We start from the raw sequence: 20,394 nt of genomic DNA on the forward strand, positions 1-20,394 counted from the left end.
GGTGGACCGCGCCGGGACCGGCGCGGGGGTCGATGGCAGGGCGAACCTGACCTGATCCGGGCAGGGTGGGACGGCCGCTCGTGCGACAGGCACGAGCAGCTGGTGTAGGAGGTCAGGACGACGTGGCTGAGGGGGCGGCCGGCGCGGTGGGTCGCCAGCCGGACGGCACGGCGTCCGGTGGGCAGTCGAAGAGCTCCGCCGAGACGATTCGCGGCTGACCCGGCGACCGGGTCACCTCGAATCGGGCGCAGAAGATGTAAAGGGCCTCTACCTGGGACCAGAGCCAGCCCGAGCCGGTGCCCTCCAGGACCAGGCGCACCTCGCCGAGCGAGCCGATGCCATCAACGTCCGGCTCAGTCACGTCCGAACTCAACTCACGGGCGTTGGCGTGCACGGTGGCGACGATGCGGTCCAGGATCTCCCGGGTGCCCGACGGACTCCCCGACGTCTGGTCCTGGCGGGCCCATTCGGTGGCATCGGCCGCGACCTGCTCGATGTGTGCCGTGATGCTGCCCCGGGCGTCCTCGTGGGCAGAGTCGACGCAACCACTTGTGATGAGGAGAACTGCGCTCAGCGGCACAGCCACGACGAGCCGGTGGGTGACAGGCCGCCGGCCTGGGCGGGTCACGGTGGCGTCAGCGCATCGACACCAGCACGCGTTGGCACGTCTTCTCTGTTGTGCAGCCTCACTGCCACTACCCCCGTAGTAGTCGTGTACGTGGTACCCAACTGCCGAAGATCCTACCGACGTAGAGGAGTGTGTCAATCGATCGACACCATCGCATGTAGACAGCAAAACCGTCGTACTTTGAGTGGATCAAACAAAAGTCGGTCGCACTTCATCGAAAGTTGTAGACATGTGCGCGTCATGTCGCCTAGCGTGTTCGCCAGCACCGAAATGTTTCGTCGAGGTGAACCGGCGGCGCGGGACCCCCCTCGGCACCCCCGCTACGGCATCCGGCGCGACGGCGCGCGCCCCGCCCTGGCAGAAGCACTCGTCAGGAAGGGACAGCACTGCGATGTCCACCATGCGCACCACCCACCACCCCGCACGGTGGTCCACCAGCGCCTCGGCGCTGCTCCTGGTCGTCACCGCCGGCGCGATCGCCGTCGCCGACCCGACCCCGGCCCGCGCCCACCCCATCGTCGCCAGCGATTTTCAACAGGTCACCCTCGCCAAGGGAGTGGCCGAGGTCGGCGAACCGATGACCCTCGCGGTACTGCCGGACCGCTCGGTCCTGCACACCGCCCGCAACGGCACCCTGCGTCGCACCGACGCGGCCGGCACCACGACGGTGATCGGCACCGTGCCGGTCTACACCCATGACGAGGAGGGCCTGCAGGGCGTCGGCGTCGACCCGAACTTCGCCAGCAACCGGCGCATCTACCTCTACTACGCCCCGCCGCTGTCCACCCCGAGCGGCGACGCGCCGGCCACCGCCAGCGACTTCTCCGCCTGGCAGGGGGTCAACCGGCTGTCCCGGTTCACCCTCAACGCCGACTTCACGCTCAACCAGTCCAGCAAGGTCGACGTCCTCGACGTGCCCGCCGACCGGGGCATCTGCTGCCACGTCGGCGGCGACATCGACTTCGACGCGGCGGGCAACCTGTACCTGTCCACCGGCGACGACACCAACCCGTTCGACTCGGGCGGCTACTCGCCGCTGGACGAGCGCACCAACCGCAACCCGGCGTACGACGCGCAGCGCAGCGCCGCCAACACCAACGACCTGCGCGGCAAGATCCTGCGGATCAAGGTCAACGCCAACGGGTCGTACTCGATCCCGGCCGGCAACATGTTCGCTCCCGGCACCGCCCGGACCCGCCCCGAGATCTACGCGATGGGCTTCCGCAATCCGTTCCGGATGAGCGTCGACAAGGCCACCGGCGTCGTCTACGTCGGCGACTACGGGCCGGACTCGGGCTCCACCTCCGCGCGCGGGCCCAGCGGGCAGGTCGAGTTCAACCGGGTCACCGGCCCGGGCTTCTACGGCTGGCCGTACTGCACCGGCACCAACACCACGAACGAGACGTACGCCGAGTGGAACTTCGCCAACGGCACCGCCGGTCCGAAGTACAACTGCACCGGCGGCGCGACGAACAACTCGTTCCGCAACACCGGTCTGACCACCCTGCCGGCCGCCAAGCCGTCCTGGATCCGCTACGCCGGTGACGCCGGCAGCCCACCGGAGTTCGGTGGTGGCTCCGAGTCGCCGAGCGGTGGCCCGGTCTACCGCTACAACGCGGCGTCGACGTCGACCACCAAGTGGCCGCAAAGCTTCGACGGGCTCTTCTTCGCCGGTGAGTTCGGCCGAGGCTGGATCAAGCCGATCCACGTCAACAGCGACGGCTCGGTGGGCGCCATCGACGCCTCGTTCCCGTGGAACGGCAAGCAGGTCATGGACATGGCCTTCGGCCCGGACGGCGCGCTCTACGTGCTCGACTACGGCACCGGCTACTTCAACGGCGACGCCAACTCGGCGCTCTACCGTTACGACTACGTCGCCGGCGGCAACCGGGCGCCCACGGCGGTCGCCTCGGCGAACCGGACCTCCGGGGTCGCCCCGTTGACCGTGAACTTCTCCTCGGCCGGGTCGTCGGACCCGGAGGGTGGGGCGTTGACCTACTCGTGGGCGTTCGGCGACGGCACCACCTCGACGTCGGCCAACCCGAGCAAGACCTACACCACCAACGGCAGCTACACCGCCACGCTCACCGTACGCGACCCGCAGGGCGCCACCGGCACCGCGAGCGTGCAGATCCGGGTCGGTAACACCGCGCCGACGGTCACCATCAACGGCCCGGTCAACGGATCGCTGTTCTCCTTCGGCGACACCGTGCCGTTCAGCATCACGGTGACCGACCCGGAGGACGGCACCATCGACTGCACCAAGGTCAAGATGACCTACGTGCTGGGCCACGACAGCCACGGCCACCAGATCACCTCGCGCAACGGCTGCTCAGGTTCGATCACGATCCCGGTGGACGGGGAGCACGACTACGCGGCGAACATCTTCGCCATCTTCGACGCCGAGTACACCGATGCCGGCGGGCTCACCACGCACACCCAGCACACCCTCCAGCCGCGCAGCCGGCAGGCCGAGCACTACAAGACCTCCGCCGGCATCGCCACCTTCGACAAGGCGGCCGCCGAGGGCGGCAAGACCGTCGGCAACATCAACAACGGCGACTGGATCGCGTTCGAGCCGTACCGGATCAACAACGTGACGTCGTTCAGCGCCCGGGTCTCCTCGGCCGGCTCCGGCGGCACCCTCCAGGTGCGCGCCGGCTCGGCCACCGGCACCGTGCTCGGCTCGGCCACCGTCCCGGTCACCGGCGCCTGGGACACCTTCACCTCGGTCACCGGCAGCATCAGCAACCCGCCGTCCGGCACCACCACGCTCTACCTGACCTTCGCCGGCACCGGGACCGGCTCGCTCTACGACCTGGACTCGTTCACCTTCACCACCGGCAGCGGTGGCACGGGCGGAACCGGTCCGATCGTCGGCCTGGGCGGTAAGTGTCTGGACGTGCGCAACGCGGCCACGGCCGACGGTACGCAGATCCAGATCTACACCTGCAACGGTACGGCGGCGCAGACGTGGACGGTGACGCCGAACTCGACGATCCGGGCGTTCGGTAAGTGCCTGGACGTCGACGGTGCCGGCTCGGCCGACGGTACGAAGATCCAGCTCTGGACGTGCAACGGCAGCGGTGCCCAGAACTGGTCGGCCCAGTCCAACGGCACGTTGCGTAACCCGAGCTCGGGCAAGTGTCTGGACGTGTCGAACAACAGTTCCGCCGACGGGCAGGCCGTGCATTTGTGGACCTGCCACACCAACGCCAACCAGCGCTGGACCCTGCCCTGATTCCGAGGAGGGGCCCCTCGTGAACACCTAGTGTTGTGAAGGGCCCCTCCTGACACCACCACCGTTGGGAGAGCGACATGCGCAGACTCCTCCGAACCACCGTCGGCCTGGCCACCGCAGCCCTCGCCGTACTCGCCTGCACCACCCCCGCCACCCCGGCCAGCGCCGCCGACGCCCCGTACGACGTGCTGGTCTTCTCCAAGACGGCCGGCTTCCGGCACGACTCCATCGCGGTGGGCACCCAGACCATCCGCGACCTGGGCGCGGCGAACAGCTTCACCGTCACCGCGACCGAGGACGCCGGCGTCTTCACCACCGGCAACCTCGCCCAGTACGAGGCGGTCATCTTCCTCAACACCACCGGCGACGTGCTCAACGGCAGCCAGCAGAGCGCGTTCGAGTCGTACATCGGCTCCGGTGGCGGCTACGTCGGCGTGCACTCCGCCGCCGACACCGAGTACGGCTGGTCCTTCTACGGCAACCTGGTCGGCGCGTACTTCCGCTCCCACCCGGCCATCCAGCAGGCCACCGTCCGGGTGGAGAACCGCGCCCACGCGGCCACCGCCCACCTGCCGCAGAACTGGGTCCGTACCGACGAGTGGTACGACTTCCAGAGCAACCCCCGCTCCGGGGCGCGGGTGCTGGCGAACCTCAACGAGTCGACGTACTCGGGCGGGGTGATGGGCGCCGACCACCCGATCGCCTGGTGCAAGACGTACAACGGCGGTCGGTCCTTCTACACCGGCGGCGGCCACACCCAGGCGTCGTACGCCGAACCGGCCTTCCGGGCGCACCTGCTCGGCGGCATCCGGTACGCGGCCGGCCGCACCAAGGCCGACTGCCGGCCGGAGACCGGCTACACCACCCTCTACAACGGCTCGACCAGCGGCTGGTCCCAGGCCGGGCCGGGCAGCTTCAGCAACTCCGACGCCACCCTGACCTCGGTCGGCGGGATGGGGCTGTTCTGGCACAGCGCCAAGCAGTTCACCAACTACTCGCTGAAGCTGGACTGGCGGGTGGCCGGAGACGACAACTCCGGGGTCTTCATCGGCTTCCCACCGTCGAGCGACCCGAACTCCGCCATCAACAACGGCTACGAGGTGCAGATCGACCCCACCGACGCCGCCGACCGGACCACCGGCGCGGTCTACGGCTTCAAGTCCGCCGACCTCGCCGCCCGCGACGCCGCGCTGAATCCGGCGGGGGAGTGGAACACCTACGAGCTGCTGGTGGAGGGGGAGCGTCTCCAGGTCTTCCTGAACGGCACGAAGATCAACGACTTCACCAACACCGACCCGGTCCGGTCGCTCGCCGGGCACATCGGCATCCAGAACCACGGCACCGGCGACGACGTCTCGTTCCGCAACATCCGGATCAAGGAACTCGGCGGCTCGAACCCGCCGCCGGGCGGTGACCGGACCGGCCGGATCACCGGGTTGGCCGGCAAGTGTCTGGACGTGCGTAACGCGGGCACGGCCGACGGTACGCAGATCCAGATCTACACCTGCAACGGTTCGGCGGCGCAGACGTGGACGGTGACGCCGAACTCGACGATCCGGGCGTTGGGCAAGTGCCTGGACGTCGACGGTGCCGGCTCGGCCGACGGTACGAAGATCCAGCTCTGGACGTGCAACGGCAGCGGTGCCCAGAACTGGTCGGCCCAGTCCAACGGCACGTTGCGTAACCCGAACTCGGGCAAGTGTCTGGACGTGTCGAACAACAGCTCCGCCGACGGGCAGGCCGTGCACCTGTGGACCTGCCACACCGGCGCCAACCAGCGCTGGGTCCTGCCGTAACCGAACAGGTTGTGCCGCCCCGGTGCGACGGTCACCCCGTCGCACCGGGGCTCTTTCGAACCGCCCGCGACCCGCCTAGAGTGGGAGACGGCGACCGCGAGGTGGCCGGTGAGTCGACGGGAGGCGCAACCCGTCGGCCCCAGACGCGAACGCGTCCACCGGTGCACCGTCGAGGCCGTCACCCATCCGGTCATCCCTCGCCCCGGTCCCGCAGGTAACGGAATCCCCAACACGACAGGGGAAAAGGACACATGGCGCGACCGATCACGCTGTTCACCGGCCAGTGGGCCGACCTTCCGTTCGACGAGGTGTGCCGGCTCGCCGCCGAGTGGGGCTACGACGGCCTGGAGATTGCCTGCTGGGGCGACCACTTCGAGGTCGACAAGGCCATGGCCGACGACTCGTACGTCGAACGCAAGCGGGAGACGCTCGCCAAGCACAACCTCCAGGTCTTCACCATCTCCAACCACCTGGTCGGCCAAGCGGTCTGCGACCACCCGATCGACGAGCGGCACCAGGGCATCCTGCCCGCCCGGATCTGGGGCGACGGCGAGCCCGAAGGGGTACGCCAGCGGGCCGCCGAGGAGATCAAGGACACCGCCCGCGCGGCGGCGAAGCTCGGCGTGGACACCGTCGTCGGCTTCACCGGCTCGTCGATCTGGCACACCCTGGCGATGTTCCCGCCGGTGCCGCCGGCCATGATCGAGCGCGGCTACCAGGACTTCGCCGACCGGTGGAACCCGATCCTCGACGTCTTCGACGAGGTCGGGGTGCGTTTCGCCCACGAGGTGCACCCCAGTGAGATCGCGTACGACTACTGGACGACGAAGCGGACCCTGGAGGCGATCGGCAACCGGCCCGCCTTCGGGCTGAACTGGGACCCGTCGCACTTCGTCTGGCAGGAACTCGACCCGGTCAACTTCATCTTCGACTTCGCCGACCGGATCTACCACGTCGACTGCAAGGACGCCAAGGTGCGTACCGGTGACGGCCGGCGCGGCCGGTTGGCCTCGCACCTGCCCTGGGCGGACCTGCGCCGTGGCTGGGACTTCGTCTCCACCGGCCACGGCGACGTGCCGTGGGAGGACTGCTTCCGGGCGCTGAACGCCATCGGTTACTCCGGCCCGATCTCCATCGAGTGGGAGGACGCCGGGATGGACCGGCTGGTGGGCGCACCCGAGGCGCTCCAGTTCGTCCGCCGGCTCGCCTTCGACGCACCGTCGGCCGCCTTCGACGCGGCCTTCAGCAGCAAGGACTGAACGCCTTCGGTCGCCGGGGGCCGGCCCGCAGCCGGCCCCCTGTGGTCAACCGGCGCTGAAGACATGTTCGCTGGCCAGGTACGCCGCGCCCACCACGGCGGCCCGGCCCGCCAGGTCGGACAGCACGATCGGCATGGTGCCGGTGGCCAGCGGCGCCGACCGTCGGTAGACCACGCCACGGATCTCGGAGAGCAGCAGGTGGCCGAGCCCGTCGGGTGCGCCGCCGATCACGACCATGCCGGGGTTGAAGAAGCTGACCAGACCCACCAGCACCCGACCGAGCCGGCGGGCGGCGTCGCGGACGAGGAGCTGGGTGGCCGGATCACCGGCGGTGGCGGCCGCGACCACGTCCGCGACGGTGAGCGAGCCCGCCTCGGTGACGCGCGCGGCCAGCACCGGGGAGCGGTCCGACCGGGCGACCGCCAGTGCCGCCCGGACCAACCCGACATCCCCGCAGTACGCCTCGAGACAACCGGCCTCCCCGCAGGCGCAGGGCGGCCCTTCCTCGCCGAGCGGTAGGTGCGCGATGTCGCCCGCGCTACTGGTCGCGCCCCGGTAGAGCGATCCGCCGAGCACCAGCCCGCAGCCGAGCGCCGTACCGAGCTTCACGTAGAGGAAGTCCTCGACGGTACGGCCGATGCCGGCGTGCCGCTCGCCGAGGGCGAGCACGTTCGCGTCGTTGTCGACGAGCACCGGGCAGCCCAGTTCGGCGGCGAAGGCGTCCCGGACCGGAAAGCGCTGCCACCGAGGCAGGACGGCCGGTGCGGTGGAGGTGCCGCCGTCGACCGGCCCGGGAAGGGCGACACCGACCCCGGTGAGTTCGGTGACGCCCAGTTCGGCGCGGAGCTTGTCGACCAGCTCGATGGCCCGGCCGATCACCGGCTCCGGCCCGTCGCGTACGTCCGCGACCTCGCTGGCCTCGGTGAGCACGTTCAGCTCCCCGTCGGTGACGGCGACGGTGACCTGGTCGGTGGCGACGACCACGCTGGCGAAACGCACGCCGCCGGAGAGGCGCAGCAACGACGACCGGCGCCCGCCCCGGGACGCCGCCGGCCCGGCGGTTTCGACAAGCCCGCGGGCGACGAGCCCGCCCAGTTCGGTGGTGAGGGCTGTCCGGGACAGGCGCAGCAGGTCACCCAGCTCCACCCGGGACCGGGGGCCCTCGTCCCGCAGCAACCGGACCAACCGTGCCTGCTGCGGATTCTCCGGCCGGACCAGGGCCATCTCGACCACCTCCGGGCGAAGTGTTCCACGGCGGTGTTTCGAACCAGTGGCCAGCCGAAGCCGACAGCGTCAACGTCTGGCCGCGTCGGTCCGCTGCCGTCCGGGCGTACGGACGGGCCCGGTCACCGAGGTCGGTGGCCGGGCCCGTCCGAGGTGCTCAGAGCGTGCTGCCGTTGGCTCCGGTACCGGTCGGCTTGGTGCGGGGGGTGGTGGACGTCGAAGCGGAGCTCGACGTGCCGGAACCCGACTTGCTGCCGGCCGTGGCCGGCGTACCGGCGAACGTGTCGTCGGCCGGGGTGAGCCCTTCCTTGCCGTTGGAGTTCAGCTTCTCGCCCAGCTTGGAGTTGCCGAGCTTGTCCCTGCCCTCGTGGTAGAGGCGGTTCGCCTGGGCCTGCGCGACCCCGGCCGCCTCCTGGACGGTCGGGTGGTCGAGCACCTTGCGGCCCCGGACCACCAACTCCTCGTACTTCTCCCGGCCGGCACGGGCGCCCAGGACGAACCCTGCAGCCAGCCCGCCAAGGAACATGATCTTTCCGCGCATGGCGGCTCCTTTCGTACCTGACGCGCCGTCGTCCCGCTCCCGGAAGCCGGGTGGCGGGACTGACCGATTCGCGCCTGCGTCCTGTCGTCGGCAGCTAACTACCCATCCTCCTCTCCGCTCATACCTCCTTGTGCCAGGATGACGATTTGTCTGGTAAACCGCCCCCGGGTCGCTCGGTGGTGGCCGATGAACCCCCTGGACCAACACCCCCCGCCGTCCTGTACTCTTGTGCCCGGCGCGCGGTGCGGAGCGATCCGCTCCGGGCGTTGTTGCGGTCCCCCGTAGCTCAATTGGCAGAGCAGCCGGCTGTTAACCGGCAGGTTTTTGGTTCGAGTCCAAACGGGGGAGCTTCCTACTTCACCACGACGCCCACCGGCCGGATCTGGTGGGCGTCACTCGTGTCCCACCAGATCCGGCCGGCGGCGCGACGCCGGGCTTTCAGCGGGCGGCACCCGGCCAACGCGTCTACGCTGGTGCGCGTCGATCCTGCGACGACAGCCGGTGGGTGGGATGTCCGGAAACTGGAAGATCGGCTCGGCCGAGCCGCGACCATCCGAGGCCGCTGCGCGCCCCGCCGTGGCGGCGCGCCCCGCCCGCCGCCAGCCCGCACCGGCACAACCAGGGCACGACGTACCCCATGCCCGCTGACACCGACGTCGTGATCGTGGGCGGCGGCCTCGCCGGCCTCGCCGCAGCCCGCCGCCTGCACCGCGCCGGAGTGTCCTGGCGGTTGGTAGAGGCCGCCGACCGGCTTGGTGGCCGGGTCGCCACCGACACCGTCGACGGCTTCCTGCTCGATCGTGGATTTCAGGTCCTCAACACGGCGTACCCCCGGCTCGGCGCGTTGCTCGACGTGGACCGTCTCGACCTCGGCTTCTTCGTTCCCGGGGTGCGGGTACGCAAGGGCGACCGGCTGCTGCGACTGGTCAACCCGTTGCGCGAGCCCGCCGGTGGTCCGGGCACCGCCCTGGCCCCCGTCGGCTCCCTGCCCGACCGGCTGCGCTTCGCCGCACTCGCCGCGAGCTACGCCACGCTGCCTCCCGAACGTCTGCTCGCCCGGCCCGAGACCACCGCCGAAGTGGCGCTGCGCCGCGCGGGCCTCTCCCACGGGATCATCGAGGACCTGCTTCGTCCGTTCCTCTCCGGCGTGCTGCTCGACCGGGAACTGGCCACCTCCAGCCACGTCCTGGCGATGGTGCTGCGCTCGTTCGCCCGGGGCCGGGTCGGCCTGCCCGCCGACGGCATGGCGGCGCTGCCCCGGCCGTCGCCGCGCCGCTGCCGACCGGGCTGCTGGAGCTGCACACTCCCGTCGCCGAGGTGACACCCGGTCGCGTCCGGACCACCGCCGGCGAGTTGCGCTGCCGGGCCGCCATCGTCGCCGTCGACCCACCCACCGCCACCCGGCTGCTGGACCTGCCGCCGGTACGAATGCACGCCTACACCACCTTCTACCACGCGGCCAGCGAGCCACCGCTGGACGAGCCGATCCTGCTGCTCGACGGCGACCGCCGCGAGATGGTCGCCAACACGGTCGTCGTCACCCACGCCGTGCCCGGCTACGCGCCCACCGGCCGGCACCTGATCGCCACCTCCGTGGTCGGGCCGTCGGTACCGTCCGAGCCGGCCGTGCGGCTGGAACTGACCCGGCTGTACGGGCGGCCCACCGCCGACTGGGAACACCTGACCACGGTCACGATCCCCGCCGCGCTGCCCGCCGCGCCGCCGCCACAGGGCCGGCTACGTAAGCCGGTGGGGCTGGGAAACGGACTGTTCGTCGCCGGTGACCACCGCGACAGCCCGTCCATCCAGGGGGCACTCGCCAGCGGCTGGCGCACCGCCGGAGCCGCCCTGCGGCACCTGCGCCAGCACTGAGAATTCAAGGTCACCGGGCCAAAGATGATCACTTATGATCCTCGCCATGCCCGCACCCCTCCCGCCGCCGGTGTTCGACGCCGCGGCGGCGTACCCCCAGGTGGCCGGCGCCCGTGGCGCGCTGGCCGCCGGTGACTGGCCGGCGCTGCGCGCCCTCGTCGACGCCCAGGACGCCCACGGTCGGACGGTCCTCGTCGGCGAGGTCGGTGACACACCGGACGCCGAGCCGCTCCTGCGGAAGGCACTCGCCGAGCAACCGGACGACCCGGTGGCCGCGGCCATGCTGGGGGCGCACCTGATCCACGCCGGATGGCGGATCCGGACGGCCAGCCGGGCACAGGACGTCAGCCGGGCACAGTTCGCCCGGTTCTTCGATCATCTGCGCCGGGCCGAGCAGATCCTCATCGAGGCCACCGCCCGCCACCCGCAGGACGCGGCAGCCTGGACCCAGCGGGTCACCAGCGCCCGCGGCCTGCAACTGGGCCAGGCCGAGGCCCGGCGCCGCTACGACCGGCTCGCCGCCGCGCACCCGCACCACCTGCCGGCGCAGGGCTCCCTGTTGCAGCAGCTCTGTCCGAAATGGAGCGGCAGCTGGGAGAAGGCGTACGACTTCGCCCGGGAATGCACCGACGCCGCACCGGCCGGCGCGCCCAACGCCGTCCTCGTCGTCGAGGTGCACCTGGAGCAGGCCTTCGACCACGGCACCCTGTCCGCCGCGCGGGCATTCCTGCGCGGCCAGCAGGTGCGCGCCGCGATCCACGACGCGGCTCAGCGCTCCATCTGGCACCCCGAGTTCCGCCACGGTTGGGACTGGGTCCAGGTACGCAGCACCTTCGCCCTCGCCTTCTGCCTCATGCAGGAGTGGACACCGGCGGCGCAGCAGTTCGCCGCCCTCGGACACCTCGGTGACGAATCGATGTTCGGCTACTTCGGCGACGCGGTGGCGCAGTTCCAGCGGTTCCGCGACAAGGCGTACGCGAAGGGCGGCCGGCCGTGATCCAACACCTGGAAACCGACGGGGTGCCGACCCTGCTCGCCCCCACCGGCGGGCCGATGCGGGCCGGGCTGACCTTCCGGGTCGGCACCGCCGACGAGACGCTGGCCCGCCACGGCATCACCCACCTGCTCGAACACCTCGTTCTCGCCCCGCTGGGCACCGCCGACTACCACTTCAACGGCGCCACCGGACCGACCTTCACCACCTTCCACATGCAGGGCTCAGCACCGGACATCGCCACCTTCCTCACCTCCGTCTGCGCCAACCTGACCGACCTGCCGACCGGGCGGTTGGAGGTGGAGAAGGACATCCTGCGTACCGAGTGGAGCAGCCGGGGAAGCGCGGCCATCGACGACATCCCGCTGTGGCGCCACGGCGCCCGCGACCACGGGCTCAGCAGCTACCCGGAGTGGGGGCTGGGCAGGCTCACCGCCGAGGACCTGCGCCAGTGGGCCGCACGCTGGTTCACCCGGGAGAACGCGGTGCTCTGGATCGCCGGTGACCGGGTGCCCGAAGGACTGCGGCTGGACCTGCCCGCCGGCACCCGGCAGCCGGTACCGGCCGCCTCGTCGGCGCTGCCGGCCACCCCGGCGTACTTCGTGCACGGCTCGCGGGCGGTGGTGCTCGACGCGGTCGTGCGGCGCCGCACCGCCGCGAACATCTTCGCCGAGGTGCTGGAGCGCGAACTGTTCCGGGCGCTGCGCCAGGACGCCGGTCTCTCCTACACCATCGGCAGCGGCTACGAACCGCGTGGCGACGGCCAGGCCCACCTGCGGGCCCTGGCCGACTCGCTGGCCGAGAAGCAGGACGCCGTGCTCGGCGGATTCATCGACGTGCTGGCCAAGCTGCGGGTGGGCCGGATCGAGCAGAGCGACCTCGACGCCGTGGTGGCCAAGCGGATCGACATGTACGCCACCGCCGAGGCCGACGCCACCCGGCTGCCCGCGTACGCCTTCAACCTGCTCAACGGCGAGCCGAACCGCACCATCGACGAGCAGCTCGCGCAGCTGAAGGCGGTAACCCTCGCCGACCTGCACGAGGTCGCCCAGGAGGCGTACGCCTCGGCGCTGCTGATGGTGCCGAACGGGACCAGCGCCGACTGGGCTGGCTTCACCGCCGCGCCCACCTCGTCGGAGTCGACCGTCGCGGGCACCACCTACCGCGCCCGCGACGACGACAGTCGACTACTCATCGGCACCGAGGGAGTCAGCCACCTCAGTGCCGGTGGCACCCTCACGGTCACCTACGCCGACTGCGCCGCGATGCTGGCCTGGCCCGACGGCGCCCGGCAGCTCATCGGCCACGACGCGATCGTGCTGCACATCGAGCCGACCCTGTTCGACACGCGCCCGGCGGCGATGCACGTCGTCGACAGCGGGGTGCCGATCGACCGGCAGATCACCATGCCGCCCCGCGATCCGGAGAGCATTCCCCAACCGCGTGCCCTCCGCGCGGCTCGCGAGCGCCTGACCCGGCCGAAGCGGGCCGGGTGGGAGATCCTGCTGATGGTGCTCAGCGGCCTGGCCACGCTGGTAGTGGGCGGGTTCACCCTGCTGCTCACCATCGGCATGCTGATCAGTCCCACCGCCGAGGAGGACGTCGCCGTACTGTGGGGTGCGGTCGTGGTCGGCTGGCTGCTCACTGTTATCCTCGCGTTGCCCATCGTGCTGCTGACACGAGGGCGACGCCGGTGAGGAGAGGCCGTGGCCGCCGGATCCCTCCCGACCTGCACCGCACGGCGCTCGCATCGGGCGTCCGACCGTACGGTCCGTCGGCCCGCAGGGAGGTCGGGAAGGTTCGTTGGCCGGTGATCGACTGGGCGGGATAAGATCCGGCCCGGTGCCGGGGCGGTAGCTCAGCCGGTTAGAGCAGGGGACTCATAATCCCTCGGTCGCGGGTTCGAGTCCCGCCCGCCCCACCATTGAACGCGATCATGCTGCCGACCTGCGCGTTTGCGGTTCGGATGCTGCCTCAAGGTATAGGCTGAGCTATAGTTGGTCCATGCCACACGGCCCCGCCCGTCACTGGGCGATCAGAACGACCAGCGATGTCCGCGACTGGTTGCGCTCGCTCCGTCAGACCGATCCGGCGACCTACCGGTCGGTCAACGTGGCGATCGACATGCTCGCGGAGACCGGTCCGGGGCTGGGGCGTCCGTTGGTCGACACGCTCAGAGGGTCGAGCATCGGCAACCTCAAGGAGCTGCGACCGAGGTCTGGGCGGGACGTCGCGATCTGGTTCTGTTCGTCTTTGATCCCTGGTCACAGGCGGTGCTGTTGGTGGCCGGTAACAAGGCCGGAGACTGGTCTCGATGGTGTGAGGAAGCGATCCCGGTCGCCGAGGTCGCCTACGAGGGCTGGCTCGCCTTTGAGAGGAAGCGGAGGGAGGGCTGATGAGCGACTTTAATGACTGGGACGACATCCGTGCCGAGTTGCACGACGGGGACGACGCCGCGCTCGATGTGGAGCGCGCCCGCACCGAGGCATGGATCAGCGCGTTCCACCTGGCCGAGGAGCGTAAGCGTCTCGGGCTCACCCAGCGGCAGGTTGCCGAGCTGATGGGGGTCACCCCCGGCCGGGTCAGTCAGATCGAGAACGGCGATCTGGAGGCCAACGAGGTCGCGACCCTGAGTCGGTACGCGCGAGCACTGGGCGCCCGGATGCGGATCATTTTCGACTATGGCAGCGATCTCCGTCAGATCGCCTGATCCTTGGCCGAGCGTATGAACCGCGCTCCTGACGTGCGCGCCCGCAGCGGGAACGGGTCACCGGCGATAGTCGCTGGTTGGTTCGCATGGTGGTACCTCCGGCCCACGTACTTCTCTGGCCTGCGGTTTTGGGTCCGTGCCGTAGTCGTCATGCGAACCGGTTGATCGAGGGTTTGAGTCCTTCCTGGCTAGCAAGCGAGACTGCATGCATAATGAATGCATGGTTGCTCTTCAGATTCGGGACGTGCCGGAAGAAGTGCGAGACGCCCTGGCGGCCCAGGCCAAGGCGCGTGGGCAGTCACTCCAGGCGTACCTGCTGGAGTTGGTGGAGACCCAGGCTCGACGGCTGCGCAATACGGCGGCCCTTGATCGCTTCGCCGGCCGGTCGGACGGTGCTCGTTCCCTGCCGGGGGAGAGTGCTGCCGAGTTGGATGACCAGCGGGAGCAGCGCGGACCGTGGGGGAGCGCCGCGTGATCGTGGTGGATGCGTCGGCTATGGTCGATGCCCTGGTTGACGACGGGCCGGTCGGCGACGCGGCGCGGGCGGAACTGACCGGAGATCCGCACTGGGCTGCGCCGAGCCATCTTCTGATCGAGGTCATGTCGGTGATCAGAGGCAAGGTCCTCGGTGGGAAGCTCGGCCTTGCTCGGGCACAGGAGGCGATCGAGACCCTGCCTTAGTTGGTCATCGACGAGGTTGGTGCCGCGACGCTGCTTGATCGGACGTGGCAGTTGCGGGGCAATGTCACGGCGTACGACGCGGCGTATGTCGCGGCGGCGGAGTTGCTGGCCTGTCCACTCGTGACCGGTGATGGTCGGCTCGTCAAGGCCAACGGTGTGCGCTGCGAGATCCGGCTGCCGCACCGTCCCACCCTCCGGCGATCCGATGAGCTGCTGGGCCCGTTCCACCGCAGCCAACGCACGCCCGTCGCCGTCCCGCAGTTCTGCCCGCATCTGCCCGATCTCCACCAGCAGCCGCTCATACCGGTCCGCCGCGAGCTGGTCGCGGACCGTCTCGCGGCGGCCGGACCGCCACGCCACCACCCACAGCGCGCCGAAGGCGATACCCACCATGGTCAGGATGGATGCCGCGACAGCGTGGGCGACGAGACCCGCCGTCGGGGGTCCGGCCGTCGCCGCGAACAGGGAGTGGAGGGCGAATGCACCCCAACCGAATGCCGCCGCCGCAACCGCGACCACAGCGGCGGCAGTGAACCGGCGGGATGGCCGCCGTACTGCCGCGAGGTGGGCAGCACCGGCTTGGATGGCGTCGTCCAGGTCAGCGGCGTCGGCGACTGGTGGGGGTGTCCCTATGGGTTTCGTCAAGCGGGGATGGGTGCCTGATCTGTCGGCCGTGGTTGGTAGGGGATCTTGTCGCGGAGCATGGCGAACAGGACGTCGCAGCGGCGTCGGGCGAGGCAGATGAGGGCGGCGTTGTGGCGTTTGCCTTCGGCGCGTTTGCGGTCGTAGTAGGCGCGGCTGACGGGGTCGGCGAGGGCTGCGAACGCGGCGAGGAAGAACGCGCGTTTGAGGTTCTTGTTGCCGCCTCGGGGTGGGTGTTCGCCGCGGATGCTGGTGCCGGATCGTCGGGTGACGGGGGCGAGGCTGGCGTAGGCGGCGAGGTGGCCGGGGGTGGCGAAGGCGGTGCCGTCGCCGACTTCGAGCAGGATCCGGGCGGCGGTCCTGACGCCGATGCCGGGCATCGAGGTCAGGACCGGGGCAAGAGGGTGCGCATCAAGCATCCTCTCGACCTCACCGGCGGCCTGGTCGCGTTGTCGCAGGATGTCGCGGAGGCTGTCGGCGAGGCGGGGCAGGATCGTTTCGGCGGCTTGGGTGCCGGGGACGGTGACGGTCTGCTCGTCGAGGGCGGTCATGATCTGGGCGACGAGCCGCTCACCCATGCGAGGCGCGTGCACTGTCGCGATCGAGAGAAGCTTGCGGCGGCCTGCCTTGCGCAGCCCGATCGGACCGCCACAACGCGACAGCAACTCCAGGACCGCCTTGTGGTGGACTTTCGGACCCAGCACCCGTTTTAAGGCGGGATGGATCTGCGTTAGCAGGCCCCGGATCCGATTCGACACCCGAGTGGCCTCGCCGGCGAGGTCGTCGTCAAAGCCGACGAGGACTTCCAGCTCAGCCAGGGCCTCGTCGCCGGTGTCGACCCGCCGTAGCGTATGCGGCAGAGTGTGGGCCGCGTCCGCGATAACGTAGGCGTCACGGGCGTCGGTCTTCGCCGAACCGGGATGCAGATCGGCGATCCGCCGCATCGCCAGGCCAGGCAGATAGGCCACCTGATGCCCGCACGCCCGAGCCACCGCGACCGGCAAGGCACCGATCGAGGCAGGCTGATCGACCACGACCACGACCACGACCCGGCCGTGGCGGGCGAGTTTGTCGAACAGCTGCCGCAGCCGGACCTCGGTGTTCGGCAACGGCGCGTCGTGCAGCCGCTTGCCGTCCGGGGCCAACCCGACCGTGTGATGATCACCCTTACCGACGTCCAAGCCCAGGAAGACGCCATAACCGTCGCGCACCAGACCGCCTCCACGCATCGCATCGTGGCCTCGGCCGCAGTCAAGGCGTCGGACTGCCGGCAGCCACGTTACGAAGAGACCTACCCCGAACACGGGTGGCCGTGTCCCTATCAGCGGTCCGCCGACGCCACCCGACCCAGCGACAACACCCCCGGATCATCCGAACGACAGGGGCAGGAAGTCATACCGGGCCGGGCGACCGAGGGTCCCCGGCTGGGGACGATCAAAAAGGTAACGTGGCAGGCGGCCTGGTCGCCCTGCTCGCCTACAACGCCATCCAGATCAGCCTCTACGGGCTGCTCGGCGCGACCCTCGCCGCACTGCTCGGCGGGTCATGGACAGTGTGGGCCGGTATCGCCCTCGCCACGGTGTCGGCGTACGGATGAACGTGCCCAGGTAGGCACGGACGAACGGGACCAGCCTCATGCCCAAGATCCGAGAGGTAGGTGGTGGTGCCCCTCTGCTGAAACCTCCTACCGCGCCGCTTCCGCTCCTCGCCGCTGCGCGGCTGCGGTGCGGGTCGGCTTGCTCACGAAGCACTACCCGCAGCGCTCGCGCAGCGCATTCAGCCCCTACCTGCTCGACGATCCGCTCGGGCGCGCCTCGGCGGCGCCCAGCGCCACGAAGGTCGTCTGCAGACCCTGCAACGACGGGCTGTGGTGCTCATCGATCGATGACCGCTTCGGCCTGATCAAGAAGGTTCTTGGTGGGTGCGGCGAGTTGGGCACGTTCACGCGTACCTGACTGGCCACGCCAACCTGTACGCCGACACACGGTCGCCGTGTTCGGCCGCTGGCCGGTCGTCCGCTCCACCCTGCTGCTGGCCGGTGTCCTCACCGCGTCGCTGCTGATCGTCGCCGTGTTCATCGCCGTCGGCGTCAGCTCGGCCGACGCACCCACGTGGGACGGGTTCGCCGCCTCCGGCCTCGCCGTCGGCGGTATCGGCGGCGCGGTCGCCTTCGCCGTCGCTTCCCTCATGGGCATCGACGCCCCCGGCAGCTTCGTGGAGGAAACCGTCGACCGGCGGGCGGTCAGCCGCACCATCACAGGGGCGCTGGTGCTCGGCGGCGTGTACGCCCTGGCGGCGTGGGCGATGGGCCTGGCCGTCGGGCCGACCAGCCCCGGCAAGCCGCCGCAGCCGACCCGGACCTGCCCCTGACGATCCTCGACCGGGCCGGCAGCTTCTGGGTCACCGCGGCGGGGCTCCTGCTGATCCTGGCGATCCTCACCGCGATGCTCGCCTTCCACAGTGTGATCGCCCGGTACGTGTTCGCGATGGCCCGCGAAGCGGTGCTACCGACCGGACTCGCCGGAGCGGACAGCGGCGCCCGGGTCAGCGCGCCACGTGGCGGGTCACTGGCCCAGACCGTTACCGCCGCCGTGGTGGTGGCCGGGTTCGCGTTGGCCGGCGCGGACCCGGTCGGGCAGATGTTCGCGTGGCTGTCCACGCTGGGCGCGTTGGGGCTGCTGTGACTGCTGCTGGCCGCGTCGGCATCAGCCCTGGCCGCACCGAAACCCGCCCGGGACAACGGTGGTCTGTGGCAGTGGCGGATCGCGCCCATGGCGGGGTTGCTCACCGGCTCGGTGGTGCTCGTCGCGATGGTCAGCAGCGCCGGATCGTTGCTCGGTGCCGCCCCCGGGTCGTTGCTGCCGCTACTGCTCCCGGCGATCGTCGTCGGCACCGCCGCCGTCGGTGGCATGTGGGCCGGTCACCTGCGTCAAACCCGGCCGCAGGTGTATGCGGGTATCGGCCACGGCACACCGTCCACGAACGCTGTCCCCGACGCCATCAACGTCAACATCTGACTGAGGAAGCGGCTGCGGATCGCGTGCGGGTTGACTGGTGAGCAGGTGGCGGCGGAGACGGGCTGGTCGCTGTCGAAGGTGTGGCGCATCGAGCAGGGTCAGTGTGGCGTGTCGGTGTCCGACATGCGGTGCTTGGCCCGCCTGTACGACGCCGACGAGGTGACCGTGGATCGGCTGGTGGCCGAGTCGAGGGCGGGCTGGACGAAGGGTGGCCGCCCCCGCAAGGGTTCGGAACCTGCCGGTTAGGGGTAGTTTGCCCCGGGTGGATCGGGAGCATTGGCGCACGCTCGCGGCCCGGCACGGTCGGTGTGATGACGAGCCGCGCCGCTGCCGGGACTGCGCCGCACTGTGGCCTTGCGGTTACCGGCAGCGCGCGGACCGGGAACTTGACCCCGGCCGGTGGCTCACTGCCGTGCCATCGGTTTGACACCCGGCCAACGAACCTCGTGCCGTCGCTGGTCGACCGGCAGCACCCGCAGCGGACGCCCCGCCGCCGTATCCTCCGGCGCATCCTTCGCCCAGAGGGCACGCCGCCCGGGGATCGGCGGACACACCAGCAGCAGCGCCACGAACAACCACACCACCGACGACACCCTGTTCGCCGTGGTCGTGGGCAAACCCGCCGACCCGACAATCACCACCAGCAGCAGCCCGGCGCCGAACCGCACCGCAGCCGGGTCCGCCCACCGCCGCACATCAAGCCAGCACCACACCATCACCGCCAGGATGGCGGCCTGCGCCGCCACTCCGACAATGCCAGCCATGACGAGGGCCTCCACCCATGCGCTGTCGTAGGCGACCCGCAGCCCACCCAACCCGAACCCGAACCACGGCGAGTGGGTCAAAACGATGCCGGCTGTGTCGGCGAGGGTGGACTGTTCGCCGAACCGTGACGCCGTATACAGAGACAGGAGGCCTCCGCCCCGGTCTCCCGGGTTGAGCCACGCCCCGAGCAGCACACCACCGATCGGTGAATCGGGCTGCCGGGCCTGGTGGTCGAACAACGCCATCACCCCGCCGACGGCGAGCACCGTACCGGCACGGGTGTGCCACGACGACCCCATCCACGTCTGCCACAACGCGACAGGCAACCCGATCAGCAGGAAGATTTTGGATGCAGTGAGAAGCCCACCGACGGTGAGCGCGACACCGGCGGCGGCGAGGATCATGGGTTGGCGGCGCAGCGCGTACACGGCGGCGATCAGCCCCAGCGAGTAGGCGACCCCGGCCTCGGCGGGCTGGTTGAAGATCCCCGAGTAGCGGCCCATCGTCGCGGCACGCTCCGCTGTGGATACCCCACCATCGCCGGTCCACCAGGCGGACATCAGTTGGTCATAGTCGCCGGGGCTCACCAACATCAGGTAGGACACGGCCGCGTTGACGGCGAGCGCCGCCACCAAGGTCAGTGCGGTGATCCGTAGGAGGCGCCGCCGGTCAGGGTGGCCGGCGGCGATCAGGTAGCCGGCGGTGAGAGTGACAATCGGTAGGAGCAGGTTGTCGAGGCCGGCAAGGAAGCCGACGGGTCCGTAACCGGTGGCTTGGCTGGTGGGGCCGACCGCGGCGAATGCGGCCACGGTCAGATAGGTTGCCATCGCTGCGATTGCCAGCATTGCCCGTGAGGGAGTTTCGCGGAGGTGATGTGCGCCGGCCAGCAGCGCCAGCCCTGCAACAGCACAGACGGCGGCCTGTTCGGTGCGTATGCCGGCCGCAAGGTAGGGGCCGAAGGCGGCCAGCACAAGGATCATGATGGCGGTTTCGGATGTGCGTTGGTGCGCGATTACACGATTCC

Annotated in this window: 18 protein-coding genes, 2 tRNA genes and 3 pseudogenes; 18 read left to right on the top strand and 5 right to left on the bottom strand. The window is 70.1% G+C overall.

What is annotated here, in order from left to right:
• Nucleotides 1-112 precede the first annotated feature (112 nt).
• On the bottom strand, nucleotides 113-586 hold the full coding sequence (locus tag ENC19_RS24815; protein ID WP_164449474.1) for a hypothetical protein: 474 nt from the start codon (nucleotides 584-586) through the stop codon (nucleotides 113-115).
• Nucleotides 587-1,028: 442 nt separating this feature from the next.
• On the opposite strand from ENC19_RS24815, the gene ENC19_RS24820 reads away from it, so the two are divergent.
• The 3 genes from ENC19_RS24820 (at nucleotide 1,029) to ENC19_RS24830 (ending at nucleotide 6,924) form a co-directional block, all read left to right on the top strand.
• A complete protein-coding gene (locus tag ENC19_RS24820; protein ID WP_164449556.1) occupies nucleotides 1,029-3,869 on the top strand; it encodes a PQQ-dependent sugar dehydrogenase in 2,841 nt (946 codons plus the stop codon).
• Nucleotides 3,870-3,946: 77 nt separating this feature from the next.
• Nucleotides 3,947-5,665, top strand: a complete 1,719-nt coding sequence (locus tag ENC19_RS24825; protein ID WP_164449475.1) for a ThuA domain-containing protein — start codon at nucleotides 3,947-3,949, stop codon at nucleotides 5,663-5,665.
• A gap of 251 nt (nucleotides 5,666-5,916) precedes the next feature.
• Nucleotides 5,917-6,924, top strand: coding sequence for a sugar phosphate isomerase/epimerase family protein (locus tag ENC19_RS24830; RefSeq protein ID WP_164449476.1), 1,008 nt, complete (start codon nucleotides 5,917-5,919; stop codon nucleotides 6,922-6,924).
• Nucleotides 6,925-6,969: 45 nt separating this feature from the next.
• Here ENC19_RS24830 and ENC19_RS24835 read toward each other — a convergent pair whose 3' ends face one another.
• Both ENC19_RS24835 and ENC19_RS24840 read right to left on the bottom strand, forming a co-directional pair.
• Nucleotides 6,970-8,148, bottom strand: a complete 1,179-nt coding sequence (locus ENC19_RS24835) for an ROK family transcriptional regulator (protein WP_164449477.1) — start codon at nucleotides 8,146-8,148, stop codon at nucleotides 6,970-6,972.
• Between the two features lie 157 nt (nucleotides 8,149-8,305).
• The gene (locus ENC19_RS24840; protein ID WP_164449478.1) at nucleotides 8,306-8,689 is read right to left on the bottom strand and encodes a hypothetical protein; all 384 of its coding nucleotides are present in this window, start codon (nucleotides 8,687-8,689) and stop codon (nucleotides 8,306-8,308) included.
• A gap of 275 nt (nucleotides 8,690-8,964) precedes the next feature.
• Between ENC19_RS24840 and ENC19_RS24845 the strand changes: the two genes are divergently transcribed.
• The 9 genes and pseudogenes from ENC19_RS24845 to ENC19_RS24885 all read left to right on the top strand — a co-directional run.
• Nucleotides 8,965-9,037: transfer RNA gene (locus ENC19_RS24845), tRNA-Asn, on the top strand.
• A 289-nt stretch (nucleotides 9,038-9,326) separates the two neighbouring features.
• A pseudogene (locus tag ENC19_RS24850) lies at nucleotides 9,327-10,561 on the top strand (NAD(P)/FAD-dependent oxidoreductase).
• 46 nt (nucleotides 10,562-10,607) lie between these two features.
• Nucleotides 10,608-11,558, top strand: coding sequence for a tetratricopeptide repeat protein (locus ENC19_RS24855; protein WP_235945084.1), 951 nt, complete (start codon nucleotides 10,608-10,610; stop codon nucleotides 11,556-11,558).
• Nucleotides 11,555-13,252, top strand: coding sequence for a M16 family metallopeptidase (locus ENC19_RS24860; RefSeq protein ID WP_164449480.1), 1,698 nt, complete (start codon nucleotides 11,555-11,557; stop codon nucleotides 13,250-13,252). The genes ENC19_RS24855 and ENC19_RS24860 overlap by 4 nt, the downstream gene beginning before the upstream one ends.
• A 150-nt stretch (nucleotides 13,253-13,402) precedes the next feature.
• Nucleotides 13,403-13,479, top strand: a tRNA-Ile gene (locus ENC19_RS24865).
• An 80-nt stretch (nucleotides 13,480-13,559) separates the two neighbouring features.
• Nucleotides 13,560-13,951 (top strand): annotated as a pseudogene (locus ENC19_RS24870) (type II toxin-antitoxin system RelE/ParE family toxin).
• Nucleotides 13,951-14,265: a transcriptional regulator gene (locus ENC19_RS24875; protein WP_164449481.1), complete on the top strand. Its 315-nt coding sequence runs from the start codon at nucleotides 13,951-13,953 to the stop codon at nucleotides 14,263-14,265. The pseudogene ENC19_RS24870 and the gene ENC19_RS24875 overlap by 1 nt, the downstream one beginning before the upstream one ends.
• Nucleotides 14,266-14,485: 220 nt before the next feature.
• A complete protein-coding gene (locus ENC19_RS24880; protein WP_013730933.1) occupies nucleotides 14,486-14,740 on the top strand; it encodes a FitA-like ribbon-helix-helix domain-containing protein in 255 nt (84 codons plus the stop codon).
• Nucleotides 14,722-15,123, top strand: a pseudogene (locus tag ENC19_RS24885) (type II toxin-antitoxin system VapC family toxin); the annotation flags it as partial. The gene ENC19_RS24880 and the pseudogene ENC19_RS24885, both read left to right, overlap by 19 nt.
• 464 nt (nucleotides 15,124-15,587) lie before the next feature.
• Here the strand turns inward: ENC19_RS24885 and ENC19_RS24890 are convergent.
• A complete protein-coding gene (locus ENC19_RS24890) occupies nucleotides 15,588-16,817 on the bottom strand; it encodes an IS110 family RNA-guided transposase (protein ID WP_164449482.1) in 1,230 nt (409 codons plus the stop codon).
• 218 nt (nucleotides 16,818-17,035) lie between these two features.
• Between ENC19_RS24890 and ENC19_RS24895 the strand changes: the two genes are divergently transcribed.
• The 6 genes from ENC19_RS24895 to ENC19_RS24920 all read left to right on the top strand — a co-directional run bounded on the left by ENC19_RS24895 (nucleotide 17,036) and on the right by ENC19_RS24920 (nucleotide 18,851).
• Complete coding sequence (locus tag ENC19_RS24895; RefSeq protein WP_164449374.1) at nucleotides 17,036-17,185, top strand: hypothetical protein; 150 nt, start codon at nucleotides 17,036-17,038, stop codon at nucleotides 17,183-17,185.
• Between the two features lie 139 nt (nucleotides 17,186-17,324).
• A complete protein-coding gene (locus ENC19_RS24900) occupies nucleotides 17,325-17,543 on the top strand; it encodes a hypothetical protein (protein WP_164449483.1) in 219 nt (72 codons plus the stop codon).
• Nucleotides 17,544-17,580: 37 nt separating this feature from the next.
• Entirely contained in the window at nucleotides 17,581-17,958 is a 378-nt protein-coding gene (locus ENC19_RS24905) for an APC family permease (RefSeq protein WP_164449484.1), read from the top strand.
• Entirely contained in the window at nucleotides 17,886-18,272 is a 387-nt protein-coding gene (locus tag ENC19_RS24910; RefSeq protein WP_164449485.1) for a hypothetical protein, read from the top strand. Before ENC19_RS24905 ends, ENC19_RS24910 begins: the two co-directional genes overlap by 73 nt.
• An 87-nt stretch (nucleotides 18,273-18,359) precedes the next feature.
• A complete protein-coding gene (locus ENC19_RS24915) occupies nucleotides 18,360-18,605 on the top strand; it encodes a hypothetical protein (protein WP_164449486.1) in 246 nt (81 codons plus the stop codon).
• Nucleotides 18,606-18,623: 18 nt separating this feature from the next.
• Entirely contained in the window at nucleotides 18,624-18,851 is a 228-nt protein-coding gene (locus tag ENC19_RS24920) for a helix-turn-helix domain-containing protein (protein ID WP_281604468.1), read from the top strand.
• A 158-nt stretch (nucleotides 18,852-19,009) separates the two neighbouring features.
• Here the strand turns inward: ENC19_RS24920 and ENC19_RS24925 are convergent, their stop codons facing one another.
• Complete coding sequence (locus ENC19_RS24925) at nucleotides 19,010-20,350, bottom strand: hypothetical protein (protein ID WP_208021012.1); 1,341 nt, start codon at nucleotides 20,348-20,350, stop codon at nucleotides 19,010-19,012.
• Between the last annotated feature and the right edge of the window lie 44 nt (nucleotides 20,351-20,394).

This window comes from Verrucosispora sioxanthis, from assembly GCF_010560025.1.
Classification (GTDB): Bacteria; Actinomycetota; Actinomycetes; order Mycobacteriales; family Micromonosporaceae; genus Micromonospora; species Micromonospora palythoicola.

Excerpts from the sequence above, each read along its gene's own strand:
- ENC19_RS24820 (WP_164449556.1), top strand. The coding sequence starts at position 1,029 with ATGCGCACCACCCACCACCCCGCACGGTGGTCCACCAGCGCCTCGGCG.
- ENC19_RS24825 (WP_164449475.1), top strand. The coding sequence starts at position 3,947 with ATGCGCAGACTCCTCCGAACCACCGTCGGCCTGGCCACCGCAGCCCTC.
- ENC19_RS24830 (WP_164449476.1), top strand. The coding sequence starts at position 5,917 with ATGGCGCGACCGATCACGCTGTTCACCGGCCAGTGGGCCGACCTTCCG.
- ENC19_RS24835 (WP_164449477.1), bottom strand. The coding sequence starts at position 8,148 with ATGGCCCTGGTCCGGCCGGAGAATCCGCAGCAGGCACGGTTGGTCCGG.
- ENC19_RS24840 (WP_164449478.1), bottom strand. The coding sequence starts at position 8,689 with ATGCGCGGAAAGATCATGTTCCTTGGCGGGCTGGCTGCAGGGTTCGTC.
- ENC19_RS24855 (WP_235945084.1), top strand. The coding sequence starts at position 10,608 with ATGCCCGCACCCCTCCCGCCGCCGGTGTTCGACGCCGCGGCGGCGTAC.
- ENC19_RS24875 (WP_164449481.1), top strand. The coding sequence starts at position 13,951 with ATGAGCGACTTTAATGACTGGGACGACATCCGTGCCGAGTTGCACGAC.
- ENC19_RS24880 (WP_013730933.1), top strand. The coding sequence starts at position 14,486 with ATGGTTGCTCTTCAGATTCGGGACGTGCCGGAAGAAGTGCGAGACGCC.
- ENC19_RS24890 (WP_164449482.1), bottom strand. The coding sequence starts at position 16,817 with ATGCGTGGAGGCGGTCTGGTGCGCGACGGTTATGGCGTCTTCCTGGGC.
- ENC19_RS24915 (WP_164449486.1), top strand. The coding sequence starts at position 18,360 with ATGGCGGGGTTGCTCACCGGCTCGGTGGTGCTCGTCGCGATGGTCAGC.
- ENC19_RS24925 (WP_208021012.1), bottom strand. The coding sequence starts at position 20,350 with ATGATCCTTGTGCTGGCCGCCTTCGGCCCCTACCTTGCGGCCGGCATA.